Annotated in this window: 14 protein-coding genes and 1 tRNA gene; 5 read left to right on the top strand and 10 right to left on the bottom strand. The window is 60.7% G+C overall.

The genetic code is table 11. The annotated features are described in order from the left end of the window. Positions 1-12: 12 nt before the first annotated feature. The 9 genes from mrdA to VXJ24_RS05765 form a co-directional block, all read right to left on the bottom strand. Complete coding sequence (mrdA, locus tag VXJ24_RS05725; RefSeq protein ID WP_330971960.1) at positions 13-2,043, bottom strand: penicillin-binding protein 2; 2,031 nt, start codon at positions 2,041-2,043, stop codon at positions 13-15. A gap of 2 nt (positions 2,044-2,045) precedes the next feature. Beyond that, positions 2,046-2,642: a rod shape-determining protein MreD gene (gene mreD, locus VXJ24_RS05730; protein ID WP_330971961.1), complete on the bottom strand. Its 597-nt coding sequence runs from the start codon at positions 2,640-2,642 to the stop codon at positions 2,046-2,048. Between the two features lie 17 nt (positions 2,643-2,659). Beyond that, positions 2,660-3,763 (bottom strand): rod shape-determining protein MreC, encoded by a 1,104-nt coding sequence (gene mreC / locus VXJ24_RS05735; protein WP_330971962.1) that lies wholly within the window; start codon positions 3,761-3,763, stop codon positions 2,660-2,662. A 16-nt stretch (positions 3,764-3,779) separates the two neighbouring features. After that, positions 3,780-4,823 carry a rod shape-determining protein gene (locus VXJ24_RS05740; RefSeq protein ID WP_330971963.1) on the bottom strand — a complete coding sequence of 348 codons (1,044 nt, stop codon included), beginning with the start codon at positions 4,821-4,823 and terminating at the stop codon, positions 3,780-3,782. 49 nt (positions 4,824-4,872) lie between these two features. After that, the gene (locus VXJ24_RS05745) at positions 4,873-6,174 is read right to left on the bottom strand and encodes a tetratricopeptide repeat protein (protein WP_330971964.1); all 1,302 of its coding nucleotides are present in this window, start codon (positions 6,172-6,174) and stop codon (positions 4,873-4,875) included. Between the two features lie 33 nt (positions 6,175-6,207). After that, positions 6,208-6,753, bottom strand: coding sequence for a peptidylprolyl isomerase (locus tag VXJ24_RS05750; RefSeq protein WP_330971965.1), 546 nt, complete (start codon positions 6,751-6,753; stop codon positions 6,208-6,210). Between the two features lie 110 nt (positions 6,754-6,863). Then, positions 6,864-7,826: a zinc ribbon domain-containing protein gene (locus VXJ24_RS05755; protein WP_330971966.1), complete on the bottom strand. Its 963-nt coding sequence runs from the start codon at positions 7,824-7,826 to the stop codon at positions 6,864-6,866. Between the two features lie 69 nt (positions 7,827-7,895). Next, positions 7,896-10,571 (bottom strand): aconitate hydratase AcnA, encoded by a 2,676-nt coding sequence (gene acnA, locus VXJ24_RS05760; RefSeq protein ID WP_330971967.1) that lies wholly within the window; start codon positions 10,569-10,571, stop codon positions 7,896-7,898. After that, positions 10,528-12,948: an HAD-IC family P-type ATPase gene (locus VXJ24_RS05765; protein ID WP_330971968.1), complete on the bottom strand. Its 2,421-nt coding sequence runs from the start codon at positions 12,946-12,948 to the stop codon at positions 10,528-10,530. Before VXJ24_RS05765 ends, acnA begins: the two co-directional genes overlap by 44 nt. Before the next feature lie 890 nt (positions 12,949-13,838). On the opposite strand from VXJ24_RS05765, the gene VXJ24_RS05770 reads away from it, so the two are divergent. Next, positions 13,839-14,057 carry a hypothetical protein gene (locus tag VXJ24_RS05770; protein ID WP_330971969.1) on the top strand — a complete coding sequence of 73 codons (219 nt, stop codon included), beginning with the start codon at positions 13,839-13,841 and terminating at the stop codon, positions 14,055-14,057. 38 nt (positions 14,058-14,095) lie between these two features. Then, positions 14,096-14,641 carry an HK97-gp10 family putative phage morphogenesis protein gene (locus tag VXJ24_RS05775; protein ID WP_330971970.1) on the top strand — a complete coding sequence of 182 codons (546 nt, stop codon included), beginning with the start codon at positions 14,096-14,098 and terminating at the stop codon, positions 14,639-14,641. A 296-nt stretch (positions 14,642-14,937) separates the two neighbouring features. Here VXJ24_RS05775 and VXJ24_RS05780 read toward each other — a convergent pair. Next, positions 14,938-15,014 (bottom strand) — tRNA-Arg (locus VXJ24_RS05780). A gap of 145 nt (positions 15,015-15,159) precedes the next feature. Here VXJ24_RS05780 and aroF point away from each other — a divergent pair. The 3 genes from aroF to aroB are packed head-to-tail and all read left to right on the top strand — an operon-like array spanning position 15,160 to position 18,140. After that, entirely contained in the window at positions 15,160-16,182 is a 1,023-nt protein-coding gene (gene aroF, locus VXJ24_RS05785; protein ID WP_330971971.1) for a 3-deoxy-7-phosphoheptulonate synthase, read from the top strand. Between the two features lie 4 nt (positions 16,183-16,186). After that, positions 16,187-17,047 (top strand): prephenate dehydrogenase, encoded by an 861-nt coding sequence (locus VXJ24_RS05790; RefSeq protein WP_330971972.1) that lies wholly within the window; start codon positions 16,187-16,189, stop codon positions 17,045-17,047. Between the two features lies 1 nt (position 17,048). Continuing rightward, positions 17,049-18,140 carry a 3-dehydroquinate synthase gene (gene aroB / locus VXJ24_RS05795; RefSeq protein WP_330971973.1) on the top strand — a complete coding sequence of 364 codons (1,092 nt, stop codon included), beginning with the start codon at positions 17,049-17,051 and terminating at the stop codon, positions 18,138-18,140. The last annotated feature ends 3 nt before the right edge of the window (positions 18,141-18,143 follow it).

An 18,143-nucleotide genomic window follows, 5' to 3' on the forward strand; every position in this document is an offset into this window, starting at 1 on the left:
CTCCTCTCTCCCCTAGCGGGCACCGCTCGTGCTGCTTGCATCGGATGTATCCGGCTCGTTGTAGATGGCACCGAAGACGTCACGCACACCACGCATGGCAGAGTTCTCGCCGTAGCCGCCTTCCTCGACAACGCAGGCGCAGACATACTTCGGGCTCTCTGCAGGAGCATAGGCCACGAACCAGCCGACCGGGTCCTTGCCATTGACCTCGCCCGTGCCGGTCTTTCCTTCGACGGAGACGGAGAGCGAGCTGAAGTGGGCAATGATGTTCGTCGATTCCTTCTCGAGCACGCCGCGCAGGCCCTTCTTGATGGTCGAGAAGTAGGTGGCATCCTCTGTCGGCGAGAGCGCAATCTCGGGCTGGTATTCGACGACCGTGCCCGAGGCTCCCTGCGCCTGCACGCCCTTGAGCACATGCGGGCGCCAGATTGGGCCTTCATTCGCGATGCCTGCATAGGCGCATGCCATCTGCAGAGGCGTCACGAGCAGGTCGCCCTGGCCGATGGAGAGGTTCGTCTGGTCGCCGCCCATCCATGTGCGGGTGTCCTCGTCGTAGGCGCTGTAGTACTCGTTCTTCCAATCAGCATCAGGCACGCGTCCTGACGCCTCGCTCGGAAGGTCGATATCGTAGGTCGAGCCCAGGCCCCACATGCGCAGATGATCCTGCTGGGCTTCCGGATTGTCAGAGAGATAGAATGCCTTGCCGATCTCATAGAAGACGACGTCGCACGAATACGTGATGCCCGTCTCGATCGTCATTGTTCCATGTCCGGTCTTCTTCCAGCAGTACTGGCCATATGCCTCGCCGAAGCCTGTCCAGAGGCCCGCGCAGTAGTAAGTCGAAGTGATGGTCGCGATGCCATTCGAGAGCGCAGCGAAGCTTGTGAGCGGCTTGATCGTCGAGGCAGAGCAGTACTGGCCCTGGATGGCACGGTTGATCAGAGGATACATACCCTCTTCCGAGTTCAGCGCATTCCAGTCGTCGTTCGATATGCCACCGACAAAGACCGACGGAGAGAATGAGGGCGCCGAGGCCATGCCCAGGATCTCGCCGTTCGTGACATCCATGCAGAGGATGGCGCCTGCCTTGCAGTCCTTGTAGCCAAGGTCGTTTGCAACCTTGATGGCATGGGCAAGGCCACTCTCGCAGTCCTGCTGGATCGCAAGGTCGAGCGTCAGCAGCACATCGGAGCCTGCCTGAGGATCGACCGTCGTCGAGTACGACGTGACATTGCCCGAGGCATCGACGTAGACCGTCTGCTCGCCACGGACGCCCTGAAGGACATTCTCGTATTCGTATTCGACGCCTGCCTGGCCGACCGTATCTCCTGACTCGTATTCGATGGCACCCTCATCGGTCGAGGTGCCTGATGCCGCCAGCTGGTCGCTCGTGACCGTGCCGGCGTATCCCAGAACCTGGCCAGCAAGCGAGCCATACGGATAGCTTCTCTGTGTCCTTTCCTGCACCGTGACGCCAGTGAAGAGATCGGGGTGCTCTTCGAGGTAGGCCACAACGCGGATAGAGACATCGACCATCACGGGACGGGCAGACTGGGCGCCTTCCGAGGAATCCTCGATCTTCCTCTTCACGGCCATGCGGGGCATGCCAAGAAGGTTGCCGAGAAGCTGCATCTCCACGTCGTCGTTCTCGACCTCAGAGTCTGCGACAACGGTGAGGCTCGGACGGTTCGTCACGAGCTCCTTGCCATTGCGGTCGAGGATGCGTCCGCGGGGAGCGGCAATCGAAATGGTCCTCGTACGGTTCGATTCTGCCTGGGCAGCATACTCGTCAGAGGAGACGAGCTGCATGGACCAGAGACGTGCAAGGAGTACCGCGATGGCGCCACCGGAGAAGATGCCGAGGCCCATGATGCGGTTCCTGATCGTCGTGTCGCCGGAGTCATCGTTTCCGCCCGCTGCACGCGGAGCCGAGCCGCCGATATCGAACTTGAAGCGCATCTCCCCACGCGAGAAGAGAAGCACGAGGCCCGCCACGACGATGATCGAGACGAGCACGAGGATGATGATGGTGGAAAGGCTCACAGCTAGATCTTCCGCCCTCTGGTGCCGAGATGTCCCTGGCTGCGCCTGCGGGTATTGCCAAGCGTCGGCATCTTCGTCCCGAGGCTGCGGTTCAGGGTCGCGCCCGAAGACTGCGGACGCGAATAGAAGAGATAGAACGGAATGGCAAAGAGCGCCGTCAGGAAGAAGGACGGCAGGCTCCTTGTCAGAATCATATCGATGAATGAGGCGCTCAAGCCGGTCAGGAGCATCGCGAGCCCATAGAGAAGGCTGACTGCGAAGCAGCTGATGAGGCCATTCACGAGCGCTGCTCCCGGGTCGTCATTCAGCTTGTTCCTTGCCTCGATGCCGAGGATGTAGGAGGAGAGCGTCAGCAGGAATGCCATGAGCCCCATCGGGCTCGATGCCCCCAGGTCATAGATAATGCCTGCCGCAAAGCCCATCACGACACCGGTAGGGCCGCCGACCGTGAGCGCGAAGGTCGCAGAGAAGATGAAGGCAAAGTTCGGATGCCCGTTTGCGATCGCGATATAGGGAGCCACGGCAAGCTGCAGCACGAGGCAGACGATCCCCAGAACGAGCGCATCGTGACGATATCTGTTCGTGTCCTGTATCTGCATGAGGTCTCCTGCCTTGCCTAATGGGAGCTCGACGTCGAGGAAGAAGACGTCGTCGCGGAAGATGATGTGGACTGAGATGTGGTCTGGGACGTGCTCGACGAAGAATCGGATGCCGAAGAGCCAGATGTGCTGTCCGATGAAGAGTCGGACGAGCCATCAGACGATGAGCCAGATGAGGAATCGGTCGAGGTCGACGTCGTCGAAGAAGCTGCCGACGAGGTCTCCTGCGAGTCCGCAGCTGCGATGTCTTCAGCAGTTGCAGCCTGGTCCTCTGTAAGCGACGTGATCACGAGGACTTCCTCGTAGCTCTCTGTCTTCGTGAAGGGCTCGACCGTGATCGTGTAGTACATGGCGCCGTCGTACTTCTCGACCGAGGTCACCGTGCCAAGAGGCAGGCCTTTCGGATAGACGCCGCCGAGGCCCGAGGTGACGATGATGTCGCCGGCATTGACGGTCTGGTCGGTCCTCACGAGGTTGAGGCTCAAGGTGCCATCGGCAGAGCCATTGAGCATCCCCTGTGCCCTGCTCGACTGGATCATGGCGGAGACGCCCGAGTTCTCATCCGTGATGAGGCGTACCGTGGCAGTCGTGGCGCTGACTTCGGATATCTGGCCGATGACGCCGTAGGAATCCGTCACCGGCATACCGACAGCCAGTCCTGACGAGCTGCCCTTGTCGAGTGTCACCGTGCGGGACCAGTTGTCATACGACGCATTGATGATGCGTGCCGCGGTCGACTGCAGGTTGTAGGTATCCTTGAGGTCGAGCAGCGCCTGCAGGCGCGTTGCGGTCTGCTGCGCCTCCTCGAGCTCGGCGTTCTCTGCCACGAGCTGCTTGTTCTCCTCCTGCAGCTGCGAGAGCGTCTCCTGGTCTGCCGTGAGGTTCGCGAAGATGTTGCCGAGGCCCTGGAACGGCTGGACCGCAACAGATCCGATGTAGCTTATCGGCATCGTCACGGTCTGCCAGACAGTACGGGCAGCACCGAGCGCGCCGACATCGCCCATGCGGCAGCTGACCGTGAACATGATGACGGAAAGGGCCAAAAGGACTATAGCGAGACGGCCTCCAGAGGAATTCTGGCCTGTCCTCTGGAAGCCATGCGGAGCACCATTTGCGGGCATTCTTCAGATCCTTGGTCTACAGGCCGGCACTCTGGACGAAGCCGCCGGAAAGGGCATTCGCTTCGAGGACCTTCGCGCAGCCATTGACAACGTTTTCGAGGGCCGTGGGGCTCACGTTGACGGGCACGCCCGTCTCTTCGCGCAGACGCTGGTCGAGTCCGCGCAGCAGTCCGCCACCGCCCGTGAGGAGGATGCCGTAGTACATGAGGTCGGAGGCTAGATCGGGCGGCGTCACATCGAGCGCATCCTTGACGGCCTTCGTGACCTCGTCGAGCGGCTTGTCGAGTGCACGGCGAATCTCCTCGGACTCGATGCGCACGGTCTTCGGCATGCCCGTGAGCACGTCTCGGCCGTTGACCTCGACGTCGAGCTCCTCGGCAAGAGGAGCGGCAGAGCCGACCTTGATCTTGATGTCCTCAGCCGTGCGCTCGCCGATAGAGAGGTTGTAGGCATCGCGCACATGCTCGAGGATCGTGCGGTCGAATTCGTCTCCTGCGGTCCTGATGGACTGCGAGACGACGATGCCGCCCATCGAGATGACGGCCACTTCGGTCGTGCCGCCGCCGAGGTCGACGATCATCGATCCCGTCGGGTCCTCGATCGGCAGGTCGGCACCGATGGCAGCAGCCATCGGCTCCTCGATCAGATACGCCTGGCGGGCACCTGCAGAGATCGTTGCCTCGAAGACAGCACGCTTCTCGACGGACGTGACACCCGACGGCACGCAGACGACGACGCGGGGACGCGGCGACCAGGGATACTTGCGCTCGCGCGCCTTCTCGATGAAGTAGCGCAGCATGACCTCGGTGACATCGAAGTCAGCAATGACGCCGTCCTTCAGCGGACGCTCGGCGATGATCGATCCCGGCGTGCGGCCAATCATGCGCTTTGCATCGGAGCCGACGGCAAGGACACGCTCCTGCTCCTTGTCGATTGCGACGACGGAAGGCTCGTTCAGGACGATGCCCTGGCCACGGACCGAGACAAGCGTATTTGCGGTGCCGAGATCGATGGCAAGGTCTCCGCCATACTCACCAAATATGGAGTCGATAAAGGACATGTCTTCCTATCCCTGATATTCCCTATGTCTAGTTCCGCCGAAGATGCTTCTAAGAATTGCTCGAGACGGAATCATAGCTCAGCTGGAGCGAAGAGACCCTCCAGCCGATACCGTCGCGGACGAGCGTGACCGTATAGGTCTGGGTCGTGCCGGAAGAAAGCGTGGCGGTCACGCGGGCCGTCGAGCTGTCCATGCTCTTGTCGAGTCCGTCAACAGAGATCGTGGCGCCAGAAGGCAGGATGTCCTCGATGGCGGCACGCTCAGAGTCGGAAAGGCTCGGCGCCATGAAGCTTGCAGGATCGTCGCCCGATGCCTTCGAATTGAAGAGCGAGGTGATGACCGTCTCCTGCGTAGGCCAGCCATAGCCACGCCAGTACGCATAGGCACCGACGCCGCCGACGACCACGACGACGATCAGGAGCACGAGGAAGACCTTGAGGCCCGTATGCTTCTTCTTGCGGCGGACCTTGCGCTCCTTCTTGTCAGCCTCGACGAGGTCCTGCTCGGAGACAGAGAAGAAGCCGGTCTTCTCAGGCGACGGCATGAACTCCCCCGACTCGCCGAGGGGATCGAGCGGATCGAACGTGTCCTGGGATGTACCATAGCCAGCAGCAGCAAGCAGGGCATCGGTCTCGGAAGGATTGTTCGCCTGGGTCGAAGCGACAGCGCGCTTTGCGGAGTCGTAGGCAATCTGCATGTCGGTCGGCAGGATATAGGTGCCATCGGCCGTTGCATGCGCGAAGGCATCCACAGCCTCGCTCATGCGGTTGGCAGCGACATATGCCATGCCGAGCTCGGAGTAGATGGCGTTCTGGTTCTCCATCGGCGTCGCGAAGTCGAGTGCCGTACGGTAGGCCTCGACAGCATCGACCGGACGGTGCAGTGCGATGAAGCAGGCACCGAGCTCGCGAAGCGAGAACGAAGGATCCGGGTTGCTCTCGTCGATGGCGGCGTTCCTGAAGGCGATGCCGGCATTCCTGACATCGTTCTTCATGCGGTATGCCTCGCCGAGGGCCACATAGGCCTTGTATGCCTTGGCATAGGACTGGTCCTGGACAGCTGCGTTGAGGCTGGCGATTGCCTCATCCGGCTGGCCTGCGGCCAGATAGGCGCGGCCACGGTTGCAGGAGAGCGCTCCCACCTTGCCGTAGGAAGCATCTGCCAGAGCCTTGCCATAGGCGTCAGCTGCCTCGGCATACCTGCCGAGCTTCATATAGGCGTTGCCGAGCATATGCTCTGCTGCGCCATTCGCCTCTGTTGCATCTATTGCCTGATGCAGGAGAGCAACGGCCCCGTTCCAGTCGCCCTGCTGATAGGCCGCCTTTCCTGCTTCATATGCCTGCTGGTTCATGCGTCACACCTCCAGGTGCTGCTAAGCGTGCCCTTATTCGTCGACGATGCTCACAGACTCGAGCACGTCTCCTGCCCTCAGGCTCTTCTCGACGTCGAGGCCCTCAATCGTCTGGCCGAAGACCGTGTAGTTCGGGTCGAGGAAATGCTGCGGGCCAAGGCAGAAATAGAACTGCGATCCAGCCGAATCGGGCATCTGCGAGCGTGCCATTGCAAGCGCGCCATCCTCATGGCTGTTGCGCGGATTCACATCCCACTCGTGCTTGATACTGTAGCCAGGGCCGCCCGTGCCCGGCATGCCATCAGGTCCGGGCTTGCCTGCTGCCACATCGGCAGAGCTCATGTTCCTCGTATTGGGGTCTCCGCCCTGGATCACGAAGTCCGGCACATAGCGGTGGAACTTCGTTCCGTCGTAGAACCCCTTCTCTGCAAGCTCGCAGAAATTGGCACAATGGATGGGTGCACCCTTGCAGTCGAGACGCACCTTGATCGTGCCCTTGCTGGTCTTGAATACCGCAACTTCCGTCCCCTTGAGCTCGCGCTTCGGGACATAGACGCTGTTCCTATTGAAAAAGCCCATCTGAACCTCCCCGGTCCTGTGGCACCTTCATACAATTCTTCCATCTTCTGATAGTACCAGCACGGCGCGTCTTTCACACATTCGGCAGAGACATTGCGGGGAAATGAAAGCTATTTCTCCTGCGGCTGCCATCCGTCATAGCTCTGATCGAAGAGCTGCGCATAGGAGTTCGAGCCATCCGTGCTCTCGCTTGAAGAGAGCGGAGCGAGGATCGTGTCGGCAGATTTGTACGAGCCGGACTGCGCCCTGTCCCAGGCCTCCATAAGGCCATCGGACCAGTTCCTGAGCCACGAGCCCAAGGTCTGGAGATTCGTGACATCGTCGGCGTACGTGCCCGTGCTCACATCCACGTCCCCGATATCGGAGATGAGGTTCGAAAGATCCAGGGCATTCTGCTTGGCTGTCTGGTAGTCGGTCGAGATGTCCTTCGAGGAATCCTGAACATCTGCCTTGAGTGCGGTCTCGCTCTCCTCGAGGCTCTTCCTGATGTCTCCGAGCTGCTCCCAGTAGCCCGAGATGGCTTCATAGGTCTGGGCGTCTCCGGACTCCACATCGGAGGTATCGATGCCCGTATCCTGTCCTGCAAGCTTGTCGATCTCGCCCGGGTAGCCTGCCTTCGATGTATCAGCTGCGGTCGTGGCCTTGATGGAGTAGGCATTCGGGTTCCAGGGCTGCGTGATTGCGAGGATGCCGCCGCCTACGAAGACAAGGGCTGCCACGAACGCAAGCGTGAAGACACGCCTCCTTGGCAGGCGCTCATTGGCAGACGTCGCAGAGAACGGTCCATCTGCCGTAGGGATGGCAGAGATGATGCGCGGGGTCTCAGGCGCTTCCTTCACGTGAGCACCTTCGCAGGTGACTTCCTCGCCGTCATCTGCATCCGCCTCATCTGCGATACAGGGCATGCCGCACTGGGGACAGACATCGGCTCCTTCGGGGATGAGGGCGCCGCAGCTCGCGCAATAGCGCCGGTCCGGATGGGACACATGTGCCATAGCCGTCAGATCGGCATGGCAGGCTGGGCAGACATCCAGACCGTCTTCGATATGCGTTCCGCAGAATGGGCAGATCAAGCAATCCTCCAAATCACGATTCATATGCTGAAGCGAGACTGTAGCACTCTCCCCGAAGATGGGACCATGTCACACAAGTTGTCCAAGAACATAAGGCAGAATTCCGCCTTCTGAAATGTAGGCACCCTCGCTCGGCGTATCGACACGCACGAGCGCACGGAAATCGATCTTCTCGCCGGATGGCTTGACAGCGCTTACAGCAACCATCTTTGGCTCCGGAAGCCCCTTCGAGAAGTCGATCGGCTCGACCGTGATGCGCTCCGTGCCGTCGAGGCCTAGCATGCCTGCTGAGACACCGTCCTCGAACTGGAGCGGCACGATGCCCATGCCGATGAGGTTCGAGCGATGGATGCGCTCGAAGCTCTCTGCGAGGACGGCCTTGACGCCGAGGAGCGCCGGGCCCTTGCCCGCCCAGTCACGGCTCGAGCCGGAGCCATACATCTTGCCGGCGACAACGACCTCGTCCTCGTGCTGTGCCTTGTAGTCCATAGCGGCATCGTAGATGCTCGTGACCTCATCGCGCTCGAAGTCATAGGTGTAGCCGCCCTGCCTGCCCTGGGCAAGGGCATTCTCGAGCTTCACGTTCGCGAACGTGCCCCTCATCATCACCTCGTGGTTGCCGCGCCTCGTGCCGTAGGTGTTCCACTCGTTCTCGGGCACGCCATGCTCCGTGAGATAGCGGGCGGCAGGAGAGCCTTCGGCAATCGTGCCGGCAGGAGAGATGTGGTCGGTCGTCACGAAGTCGCCCAGGAGCGCCAGCACGCGTGCGTCCTTCACCGCGCGCACTGTCTCGTGCTTTGCATCCTCGAAGTAGGGCGGGCGGCGCACATAGGTCGAGCTCTCGTCCCAGGCATAGGTTGCAGAGGAAGATGCAGGAATGGCCTTCCATGCGTCCGAGCCTTCGAAGAGGCCCTCGGCCGCCTCCTCGTAGAGGTCTCTCGTGAGCACCTTTGCAAGCACATCGCGGATCTCTTCATCGGTAGGCAGAAGGTCGGAGAGCATGACGGGCTTGCCGTCCTTGCCGGTACCCACCGGCTCCTCAGAGAGATCGGTGTCGAGCGTGCCGACAAGCGAGTAGGCAACGACGAGCGCAGGCTCTGCAAGATAGTTCTGTGCGACATCGGGCGAGATGCGGCCATCGAAGTTCCTGTTGCCCGAAAGGATGCTCGTGAGCTCGAGATCGTCTGCATGCTCATGGAGGGCAGGCGCAATGCTTCCGGAGTTGCCGATGCAGCTCATGCAGCCAAAGCCGCAGGTGAAGAAGCCAAGCTTCTCGAGTGGTGCTGTGAGGTGCGCACGCTTCAGGATTTCGAGCGTCGCATGGCTGCCCGGAGCCATGATCTTCTTGACCCAGGGCTTGGGCTCAAGGCCGAAATCCGTGGCTTTCTTCGCGACAAGGCCTGCTGCCACCATCATGGCAGGGTCGGTTGCCGTCGTGCAGCTCGTGATGGCAGCGATCGCAAGCGCGCCATGGTCGAGCTCGCACATCCTGTCGCCGAACTGGAGCGCCATCTTCCCCGTCTCGGGCTTGTGGCCATGCTCGGCAGACGACTCCTCGAAGCGGGCCTTGAGCCCCGGAACTGCAACGCGGCGATGGGGGCGTGAAGGTCCTGCCAGGCAGGGCTCGACGGTCGAGAGGTCAAGCGTATAGGTGCGTGCGTAGTGTGCGTCGCGCTCGCCGAGCATGCCCTGCTCGCGCAGGTATGCCTCGATGAAGGCGATCTCTTCAGGATCGCGTCCGGTGAGCGCCAGATATTTGAATGTCTGGGCATCCACCGGGAAGAGCGTCGTGGTCGCGCCGTACTCCGGCGTCATGTTCGCGATGCAGGCACGCTGCGTTGCTGTGAGCTCGGCCACGCCCGGTCCTGTGACCTCGACGAGGGAGCCGACGACCTGTGCCTTGCGGAGCAGCTCGCAGACCGTAAGTGCACAGTCCATGCCGGAGATGCCATCGCGCAGCTTGCCCTCGAGCCTGAGCTCGACAACTTCAGGCACGAGCATCGTGATCGACTGGCCAAGCGCTGCCGCCTCTGCCTCGATGCCGCCGACGCCCCAGCCCATGCAGCCGATGCCATTGACCGTGGTCGTGTGGGAGTCCGTGCCGACGAGCGTGTCGAAGCACGCCATCTCCCCCTCGCCCTGCCAGAGCGCATCGGTGCCGACGACCTTCGAGAAGCGCTCCATGTTGAGCTGGTGGCAGATGCCCTCTGCAGGAGGGACGACCTTCACTTTCTCGAAGGAGCGGCTTGCCCACTTCAGGAAGGCGAAGCGTTCGCGGTTGCGCTCTGCCTCGATGCGCTCGTTCTCGGCGCGTGCGCCTGCACAGCCTGCCTCTTCTGCAATCACGGAGTGGTCGATGATGAGGGTCGTGGGGATATGGGGGTTCACCTTCTCGGGATCGCCGCCACGTGCCGCCATCGCATCGCGCATGGCAGCGAAGTCGACGAAGACCGGCACGCCCGTGAAGTCCTGGAAGAGGACCCTTGATGGCATGAACTCGATCTCCTTGCCCTGGGCACCCTTCTCCCCTGCCTCGAGGATGCGGGCACACATGAGCATGGCTTCCTCATCCGTCTTGGCACGGCGCACGACATTCTCGAGGAGTATCAGAAGCGCTCGGGGCAGCCTCTCGGCGCCAGGAATCTTCGACACGATGGTCGCAGCCCGCGAGATGCCACCTGCCTCGATCTGCTTGGGCTTCCTAGCCTCTCGTACGGCTGCTGACACGGCTTCTGTGCTGAGCATATGCGACCTCGGCCTTCTTCACGACGTATGCAAGACGTCCTTCATGTTCGATGCTTTTATCGAAACGGCGGTACAGGAGGGCAAAGAGAACGAGTGCCAGCGCTCCTGCACTGAAAAGGTACACGACCATCCAGGGCGTGAGCGGCTCGATCATGAAAAAGTTTCCGAATAGCAATGACCCGCCAGCGATTGCAATGATGATGGAGACGATAAGGGCGCAGCGCAGCGGCGTGAGCGGACGCGAGATGCGCCAGATGAGGCCGACGCCGACCATGCAGACGAGAAGCAGGCACAGAGTCGAGGTCTGGGCGAAGTCCCAGCCCATCAGAGGCTCCATCATCATCGTGACAGCGATGATGAAGACGATCGCGATAGATCCAGGAAGCGAACGGGCAAGCACGTTCGTCAGGAAGTCGCCGTGCAGCCTCTCATGGTTCGGCTCGAGCGCGAGCACGAACGACGGATAGCCGATGATGAGGCCCGAGAAGAAGGATTCCTGGATCGGCAGGAACGGGAATGGCGGGAAGAAGATGCAGATGAAGCAGAGGGCAATGGCAAAGCCCGTCTTCACGAGGAAGAGGGAGGCCGAGCGCTGCAGGTTGTTGATGGAGCGCCTGCCTTCTGCCACGACCTCGGGCATATGGGCGAAGTCGTTGTCGGCAAGCACGATCTCGGCAACATTCCTTGCTGCCGCCGACCCTGATGCCATAGCCACCGAGCAGTCTGCCTCGCGCAGGGCCAGGACATCGTTCACGCCGTCGCCTGTCATTGCGACCGTGTGGCCATGCGACTCGAGGATGCGGACAATCTCGCGCTTCTGCTGCGGCGTCACGCGGCCGAATATCTTCTTCGTCTCGACCGCATGCACGAGCTCCTCTTCGGTCTTGATCGTCGAGGCATCTATATATCTTTCTGCATGGGGAACACTGGCAGCAGAGGCAATGGCAGAGACAGTACGTGGATCGTCACCCGAAATCACACGCACATCGACGCCTTCGCGGCGGAAATAGGAGATCGTCTCTGCAGCTGTCGGCCTGATCTCATCGCACAGCGCCACGAGGCCCCAAGGCTCGAATGAGCCTTCGATCTTTCCTTCTTCGTCGAAGCCTCCACAGGAGCCGACGACGAGCACACGGGCAAGCGGGCCGAAGGTCGCCACATCACGGGAAAGCGCAGCATAGCGCTCCCCCATCACGAACTGGCCTGCGCCCAGAGCAAGAGAGCGCCCATCCTCGAGCACGCATCCCGAGTACTTGCGGGCGGACGAGAACGGGATGACACGTGAGACTGCACCCGCCTCTTCAGGCCAGTCTTCCGCGGCACGCAGAAGTGCAGCTGCCGTCTCGTTCGCATCGTCAGATGCGGCTCCTGTGATGGCAAGCACCGCCTCGCGCACCTCGGACACGTCATGTCCGCCAAGCGGCAGGAGCCCCATGAGCTCCATCCTGCCTGAAGTGATGGTGCCGGTCTTGTCGAGGCAGACCGTATCGACACGTGCAAGCGTCTCGACGCAGTAGCTTTGCTGCACGAGCACGTTCTTGGCGCCAAGCCTCGTCGTCGCGATAGCCAGGACCGTCGACGTCAGGAGCATGAGGCCCTGCGGAATCATCGAGACAAGCGCTGCCACGACAGAGAGGATAGCCGCATCCCACGTCATGCCTTCTGCAAAGACGCTCCTCAGGAAGAGGCCGCCTCCGAGGAACGGCATGAGGATCGTCGAGAACTCGACGACCATCCGAAGCGAGTCCTGGATCTCGGACTTCGCCTGCTTCACATACTTCGCTTCTGCATTGATCTTGGCAGCATAGGACGCAGCGCCGACACGCGTGACTCTTGCCATGAGAGATCCGGAGTCGACGAAGCTGCCGGAGAGTATCTCATCTCCCGGCCCCTTGTGCACGGCATCGGATTCTCCCGTAAGCAGGCTCTCGTTCATGGAGACGGAGCCTCGGACAATCGTGGCATCTGCCGGCACCTGGTCACCATGCGCGAGGCAGATGATATCGTCCTGGACGATATCGGAAACAGAAACCTTCTGCTTCTCCCCGTCACGGATGACAAGAGCATCCGTTGCAGTCAGAAGCGTCAGACGGTCGACCGTGAGCTTTGCACGGATCTCCTGGACGATACCGATGAAGAGGTTCGCCAGCACGATCACCATGAAGAGCATGTTGCGGTACTGCCCGGTCAGGAATACAAGCAGCGCCAGCACGGCATTGACGCCGTTGAAGAGCGTGAAGGTATGCTCGGCCACGATCTGGGGGATCGTCTTGGTCTTCACGTCAGCATTGGCATTGACGAGGCCTCTTGCCCTGCGTTCCTCGACTTCGGCAGCGCTCAGCCCCTGAAGCTTCTGGTCTCTTGTGTCTTGAGACACGAATCCTCCTCGATATCGGCTTTTCGGGCATCCTATCATGCGTACCCAAAGCCAGCCCGATGGAGCATGCAGGCGCCCAAAGAACACCATGCCTCGACAAGGATATATACGTAAGCATTTTACGGGGATGCCAGCCAGACATGAAAGTCATTGCAGGCTCCGCGAGTCTGCGCCTTCGATTGCACGCATGAAGAAGACATCCGACCTGGAAATCCTCTTCATCACTGGTGAAGGCAGTCTTGCCGTTTTGCCGTCAACTCGAGGACACTAATCTCTGAAACATGAAAGGCGCCCTGGGCCAAGGCGCAGTATGTGCCATTTAGCTCATAATGCCACAGATTCTCTGGCCAAGGAGCACGGCATCGGCAATCCAAACGATCTGGAAGTTGCGCTTGCCCATGAGCGGCATGGCAGGGAACGACACAGTTTCTCCTGAACGCGAGGCAACGTTTATTGCCGTTTCAAGCTCACTTCGCTAGCCGCCAAGAGCTTTTAACAAGAGCGGGCCAAAGCTTCTCTGCATCATCTCGCCGAGCACAAAAGGCGCTGCAGCAATCCAGCTCCAAGCATTGCCATTGAACCAGCAAGACTGCCATGCAGATCAGTTTTCTTCAGGTAAAACCATGAACTACCTGCGGTTTCCAGAGCCCGTGAGACGGGGCGTTAAATCCCCCAGGACACCAAACGAACGTTTCTGGGAGACATATATGCACAAACTAGACAGCCATCATTTCATGCCGGCTTATCTCTGCTTCCATAGGCTGCAGAGTCGTACAGCAATCAGACATTCCTTCTGCAGCACGCTCTTCGACAGCCGTATGGATTCGCAAATCGAATTTGGCAGATCTTGTCGCAGTGGCCGGGCTGCTGACACGAGCTGGTACCGGCAGATGGCCGAGACGCTGGCCCACGACATGGAGGCCTGCGACGAGCAGGCCGCTGCCATCATCAACGGCGAGTCCCCTGCCGTATATGCCGCGAACATGAACTACGGCACCTTCGATGTGGAGAGCGTCACGAAGCTCGATACGGGCTACACGCTGGTCGGTGCCGATACGTCTCGTACATGGTCCAGCAGCAGCCGGACCTCATGCCGCAGGTGTCCGTGAAGCCCAGCAGGGCCGAGACATGGGCGAGGCGCAAGATCATGTCTGCCATGACGCAGAGCATCCTCCAGGGCGAGAGCGTGCCCGATGCCGCCAGGCGCATCCGTTCCGTCGTGGAGATGGACAGGCGCGCATCCATGCGTGCTGCAAGGACGTCTCTCACTGGGGCGGAGAACGCCGGGCGCATTGGCTCCTACAGGCGCGCCAGCAGCATGGCAGCATGGAAGACGGCAGGCCTTACGGCATCCGACATGTCTGGCCTTGTCGAGGTCCAGCAGGACAACACCGAGGCAATACAGGATGCGATTGCCGACGGCATCATGGAGGGCCTGGAGAGGATAGGGCTCGTGGCCGAGGGCTACGCGAAGGCCAAGTGCCCGGTAGACACAGGCAGGCTCCGCAACAGCATCACGCACATGCCCAAGGGCGGCATCTCCCCTGCCGTCTGCATCGGCACGAACGTCGAGTACGGCAAGTACGTCGAGGAAGGCACCTCGAAGCACGATGCGCAGCCGTTCCTCAAGCCTGCCGCGAAGGAGCACGGAAGCGAGCACAAGGCCATCATGCAGGAATCCCTCGGCCATTAGCGGCTGTGGTGCGGGTGCGACCATCTTCCGTGACGGGGGACGTGCAAGGCGCCGCGCATCCCATGGACCGGAGCGGCGAGGAAATGCCGCAGGACGGAGGGCCTACATGGCGCACACCCGGAAGATGCTCAAGGCAATGGGCATCGAGGACGAGAAGGCTGACGAGATCATCGAGGCGCATGCAGAGACCATGGACGCGCACAGGAAGTCGGCGGTTAAACGACGCCTGACACGAAGCTTTCGTTTGATATGCAAAAGCGCCCCGCCTTCCGGCAGAGCGCTTCATTCATATCCTATGGTGCTCCCTGTGGGGCTCGAACCCACGACCTTTCGCTCCGGAGGCGAACGCTCTGATCCACTGAGCTAAGGGAGCAAGCGTGCATGATTATAGCCGAAACATTAAATTTGGCGAGACGAACTTTCAAGACCCAGATACTCACATATACAGGAAATCTGGCTTTCATACATTTGTAGTAGGATTTTTCGCGATATGCCACGAAACGATGGGAGTTTCTCCGATGATAGCTGTCGTAAACCAGAGCGCCACCGAAGACCAGCTGGCGCATTTCATATCCTGGATCGAGAACCGCGGATTCAGGACGAATGTCTCCAAAGGCGAGAATGAGACGATTGTCGGCATCATCGGCGATACGACGAAGATCGATCCGTTCCTCCTCGAGTCCATGGACATCATCGACCGCGTCCAGCGCGTCTCCGAGCCCTACAAGAAGGCAAACCGCAAGTTCCATCCGCAGAACTCCGTGATCGACTGCGGCTTCGGCGTGAAGATCGGCGACGGCTCCTTCCAGGTCATGGCAGGCCCCAATGCGCTTGACGGACGCGACCTCGATGCCCTTGCCACACAGGCGAAGGCAGCAGGTGCCCGCCTTCTTATGGCAGGTACCTACAATGCGAAGACCTCGCCCTACTCCTTCAGCGGACTCAGGCCTGAGAGCCTTTCCGAGCTCTGCTCTGTCGCCCATGTCCATGAGATGCCGGCTGTGGCCGAGATCATGGACCCGCGCGATGTAGAAACCTTCGTCTCGTCTGGCGTCAACGTTATCCAGGTCGGCGCCCGCAGCATGCAGAACTTCCCGCTCCTCAAAGAGCTTGGCCGCACGGATGTCCCCATCCTCATCAAGCGTGGCCTCGAGGCAACCGTCGACGAATGGCTCATGGCAGCAGAGTACGTGATGAGCGAAGGCAACGAGCAGGTCATCCTCTGCGAGCGCGGCATCCGCACCGCCGAGACCCGCTACCGTCATACCCTTGACATCTCCTCGATCATCGCCGTCCATGGCCTCTCGCACCTCCCGGTCATCTGCGACCCCTCGCGCGCCGCAGGCCTTGCCCGCTTCGTGCCGGGTCTTTCCCTCGCCGCCTGCGCAGCAGGGGCCGATGGCCTCACAATCGAGATCGATGACCAGCCGATGGAAGAGTCTCTGGCCGACGGCGGACGCGCGCTCACACCGGAGCAGTTCGCCCAGATGATGGAACGCATAGCCAAGCTCCGCGCGGCACTTGCCGAAGACAGGAGCTAGGCCGATGGAGAAGACATTTGTCCCAGGACGCGTCGGCATCATCTCCCTTGGCCTCATGGGCGGCTCGTTCGCAAAGGCCTTCGCCGCTGCAGGCGTTGAGGTCTATGGCCGGGACATCTCTGAAGACGTCCTCGAGATGGCAGAGATCGAGACCATCAAGGGCGAGCTCACCGATGAAATAGTTCCGACCTGCGAGCTTATCGTGCTTGCCGGATATCCGAAGGTCGCCATCTCCGAGCTCAAGAGGATCGCTCCCCTTGTCTCCCCTGGTGCCATTGTCATGGACACCGGTGGCGTCAAGAAGGTCATCTGCGATGCCTGCTTCCCGGTTGCAGAGAACTATCCCTTCACGTTCGTCGGCTGCCACCCGATGGCTGGCACCCAGTACTCAGGCTTCGCGCATGCCCGCGCGAACATGTTCCATGGGGCACCGCTCGTAATCGTGCCGCCGAAGATGGACGACTTCGAGAGGCTCGACCTCCTCGAGCGCATGAAGCAGCTTCTGGCCCCTCTAGGCTTTGCCACCTTCACGCTGACGACAGCAGAGCGCCACGACGAGATCATCGCCTTTACCTCGCAGCTTGCCCATGTCGTATCGAATGCCTACGTGAAGAGCCCTGAGGCAAAGGTCCACAAGGGCTTCTCTGCAGGCTCCTACAAGGACCTCACGCGCGTGGCAAGGCTCAACCCTGATATGTGGACGGAGCTCTTCCTCGAGGATGCGGACAACCTCTCCCGTGAGATCGGCTGCCTCATTGGACACCTGCAGGAATACAAGGATGCAATCGATGCACGCGACAGCAGGCATCTGAGAGAGCTTCTCGCTGACGGCGACCGCCGCAAGCGCGAGATCGAAGGAAGGTAGCATGGCTGAGCATACGATAGAGGTCCCCACTACCACGAAGCGCTATCTCTGCCATGTGGGTGCGGGCATCCTCTCCGAAGTGGGCACCTATGCAAGGAAGGCTGCTGGCGGCAATTGCGCCTGCATCGTGAGCGACTCCAACGTCGCCCCGCTCTATGCAGACAAGGTAGCATCCTCGCTCGAGAAGGCAGGCTACCGCGTTTCGAGAAGCGTCTTTCCTGCAGGAGAGGAGCACAAGCGCCTCTCGACGCTCGAACGCATCCTCGAAGACATGGCCGATGCCTCGCTTACGCGTGACGATATCGTCGTCGCTGTCGGCGGCGGCGTCACAGGAGACATGGGCGGCCTCGCCGCTGCCCTCTACCAGCGCGGCATCGAGGTCGTGCAGGTGCCCACCTCGCTTCTTGCAATGGTCGACTCCTCTGTCGGAGGAAAGACAGCTGTCGACCTCCCCGAAGGCAAGAACCTTGTCGGCGCCTTCTGGCAGCCTGCTTCCGTTGTCGCCGATGTCGAATGCTTCAAGACGATCTCTCACGACCTCTTCCGCGATTCCTGCGGCGAGGTCATAAAGCATGCCGTCCTTTCCGGCCCCGATCTCTTCAGCCGCCTCGAGAAGACGCCGCTCACGACGCCTGGCCTCTCGGAAGGCGAGCTTGCAGACGTCGTTGCCAGAAACATCGAGATCAAGCGCGATGTCGTAGCGACCGACGAGAAGGAGCACGGCAGGCGCCAGGTACTCAACCTGGGACATACGATCGGACATGCCGTCGAGGCCGCTTCCGACTTCGAGCTCGGCCATGGCACGTGTGTAGCGATAGGGCTGTGCTGCATGGCATGGGCAGCCGAGAAGAAGGGCTGGTGCGACGAAGCCACAGCAGCACGCATCGAGCGTCTTGTCGAGGCCCATGGCATGCCCACCGACACCTCCCTTCCCCATGACACGATCCTCTCGTTTGCCGCACATGACAAGAAGCGCCATGCCTCGTCCGTGAATATCGCTGTGCCTGAGGCCATAGGCAAGGTCTCGCTCAGGACCGTATCGCTCGATGAGCTGAGAGAGCTCATCGACCTTGGCTGCGGAAGGAGCGTCTAGCTT

It is taken from the genome of Olsenella kribbiana (genome assembly GCF_036408795.1).
In the GTDB taxonomy this organism is placed as follows: Bacteria; Actinomycetota; Coriobacteriia; order Coriobacteriales; family Atopobiaceae; genus Olsenella_L; species Olsenella_L kribbiana.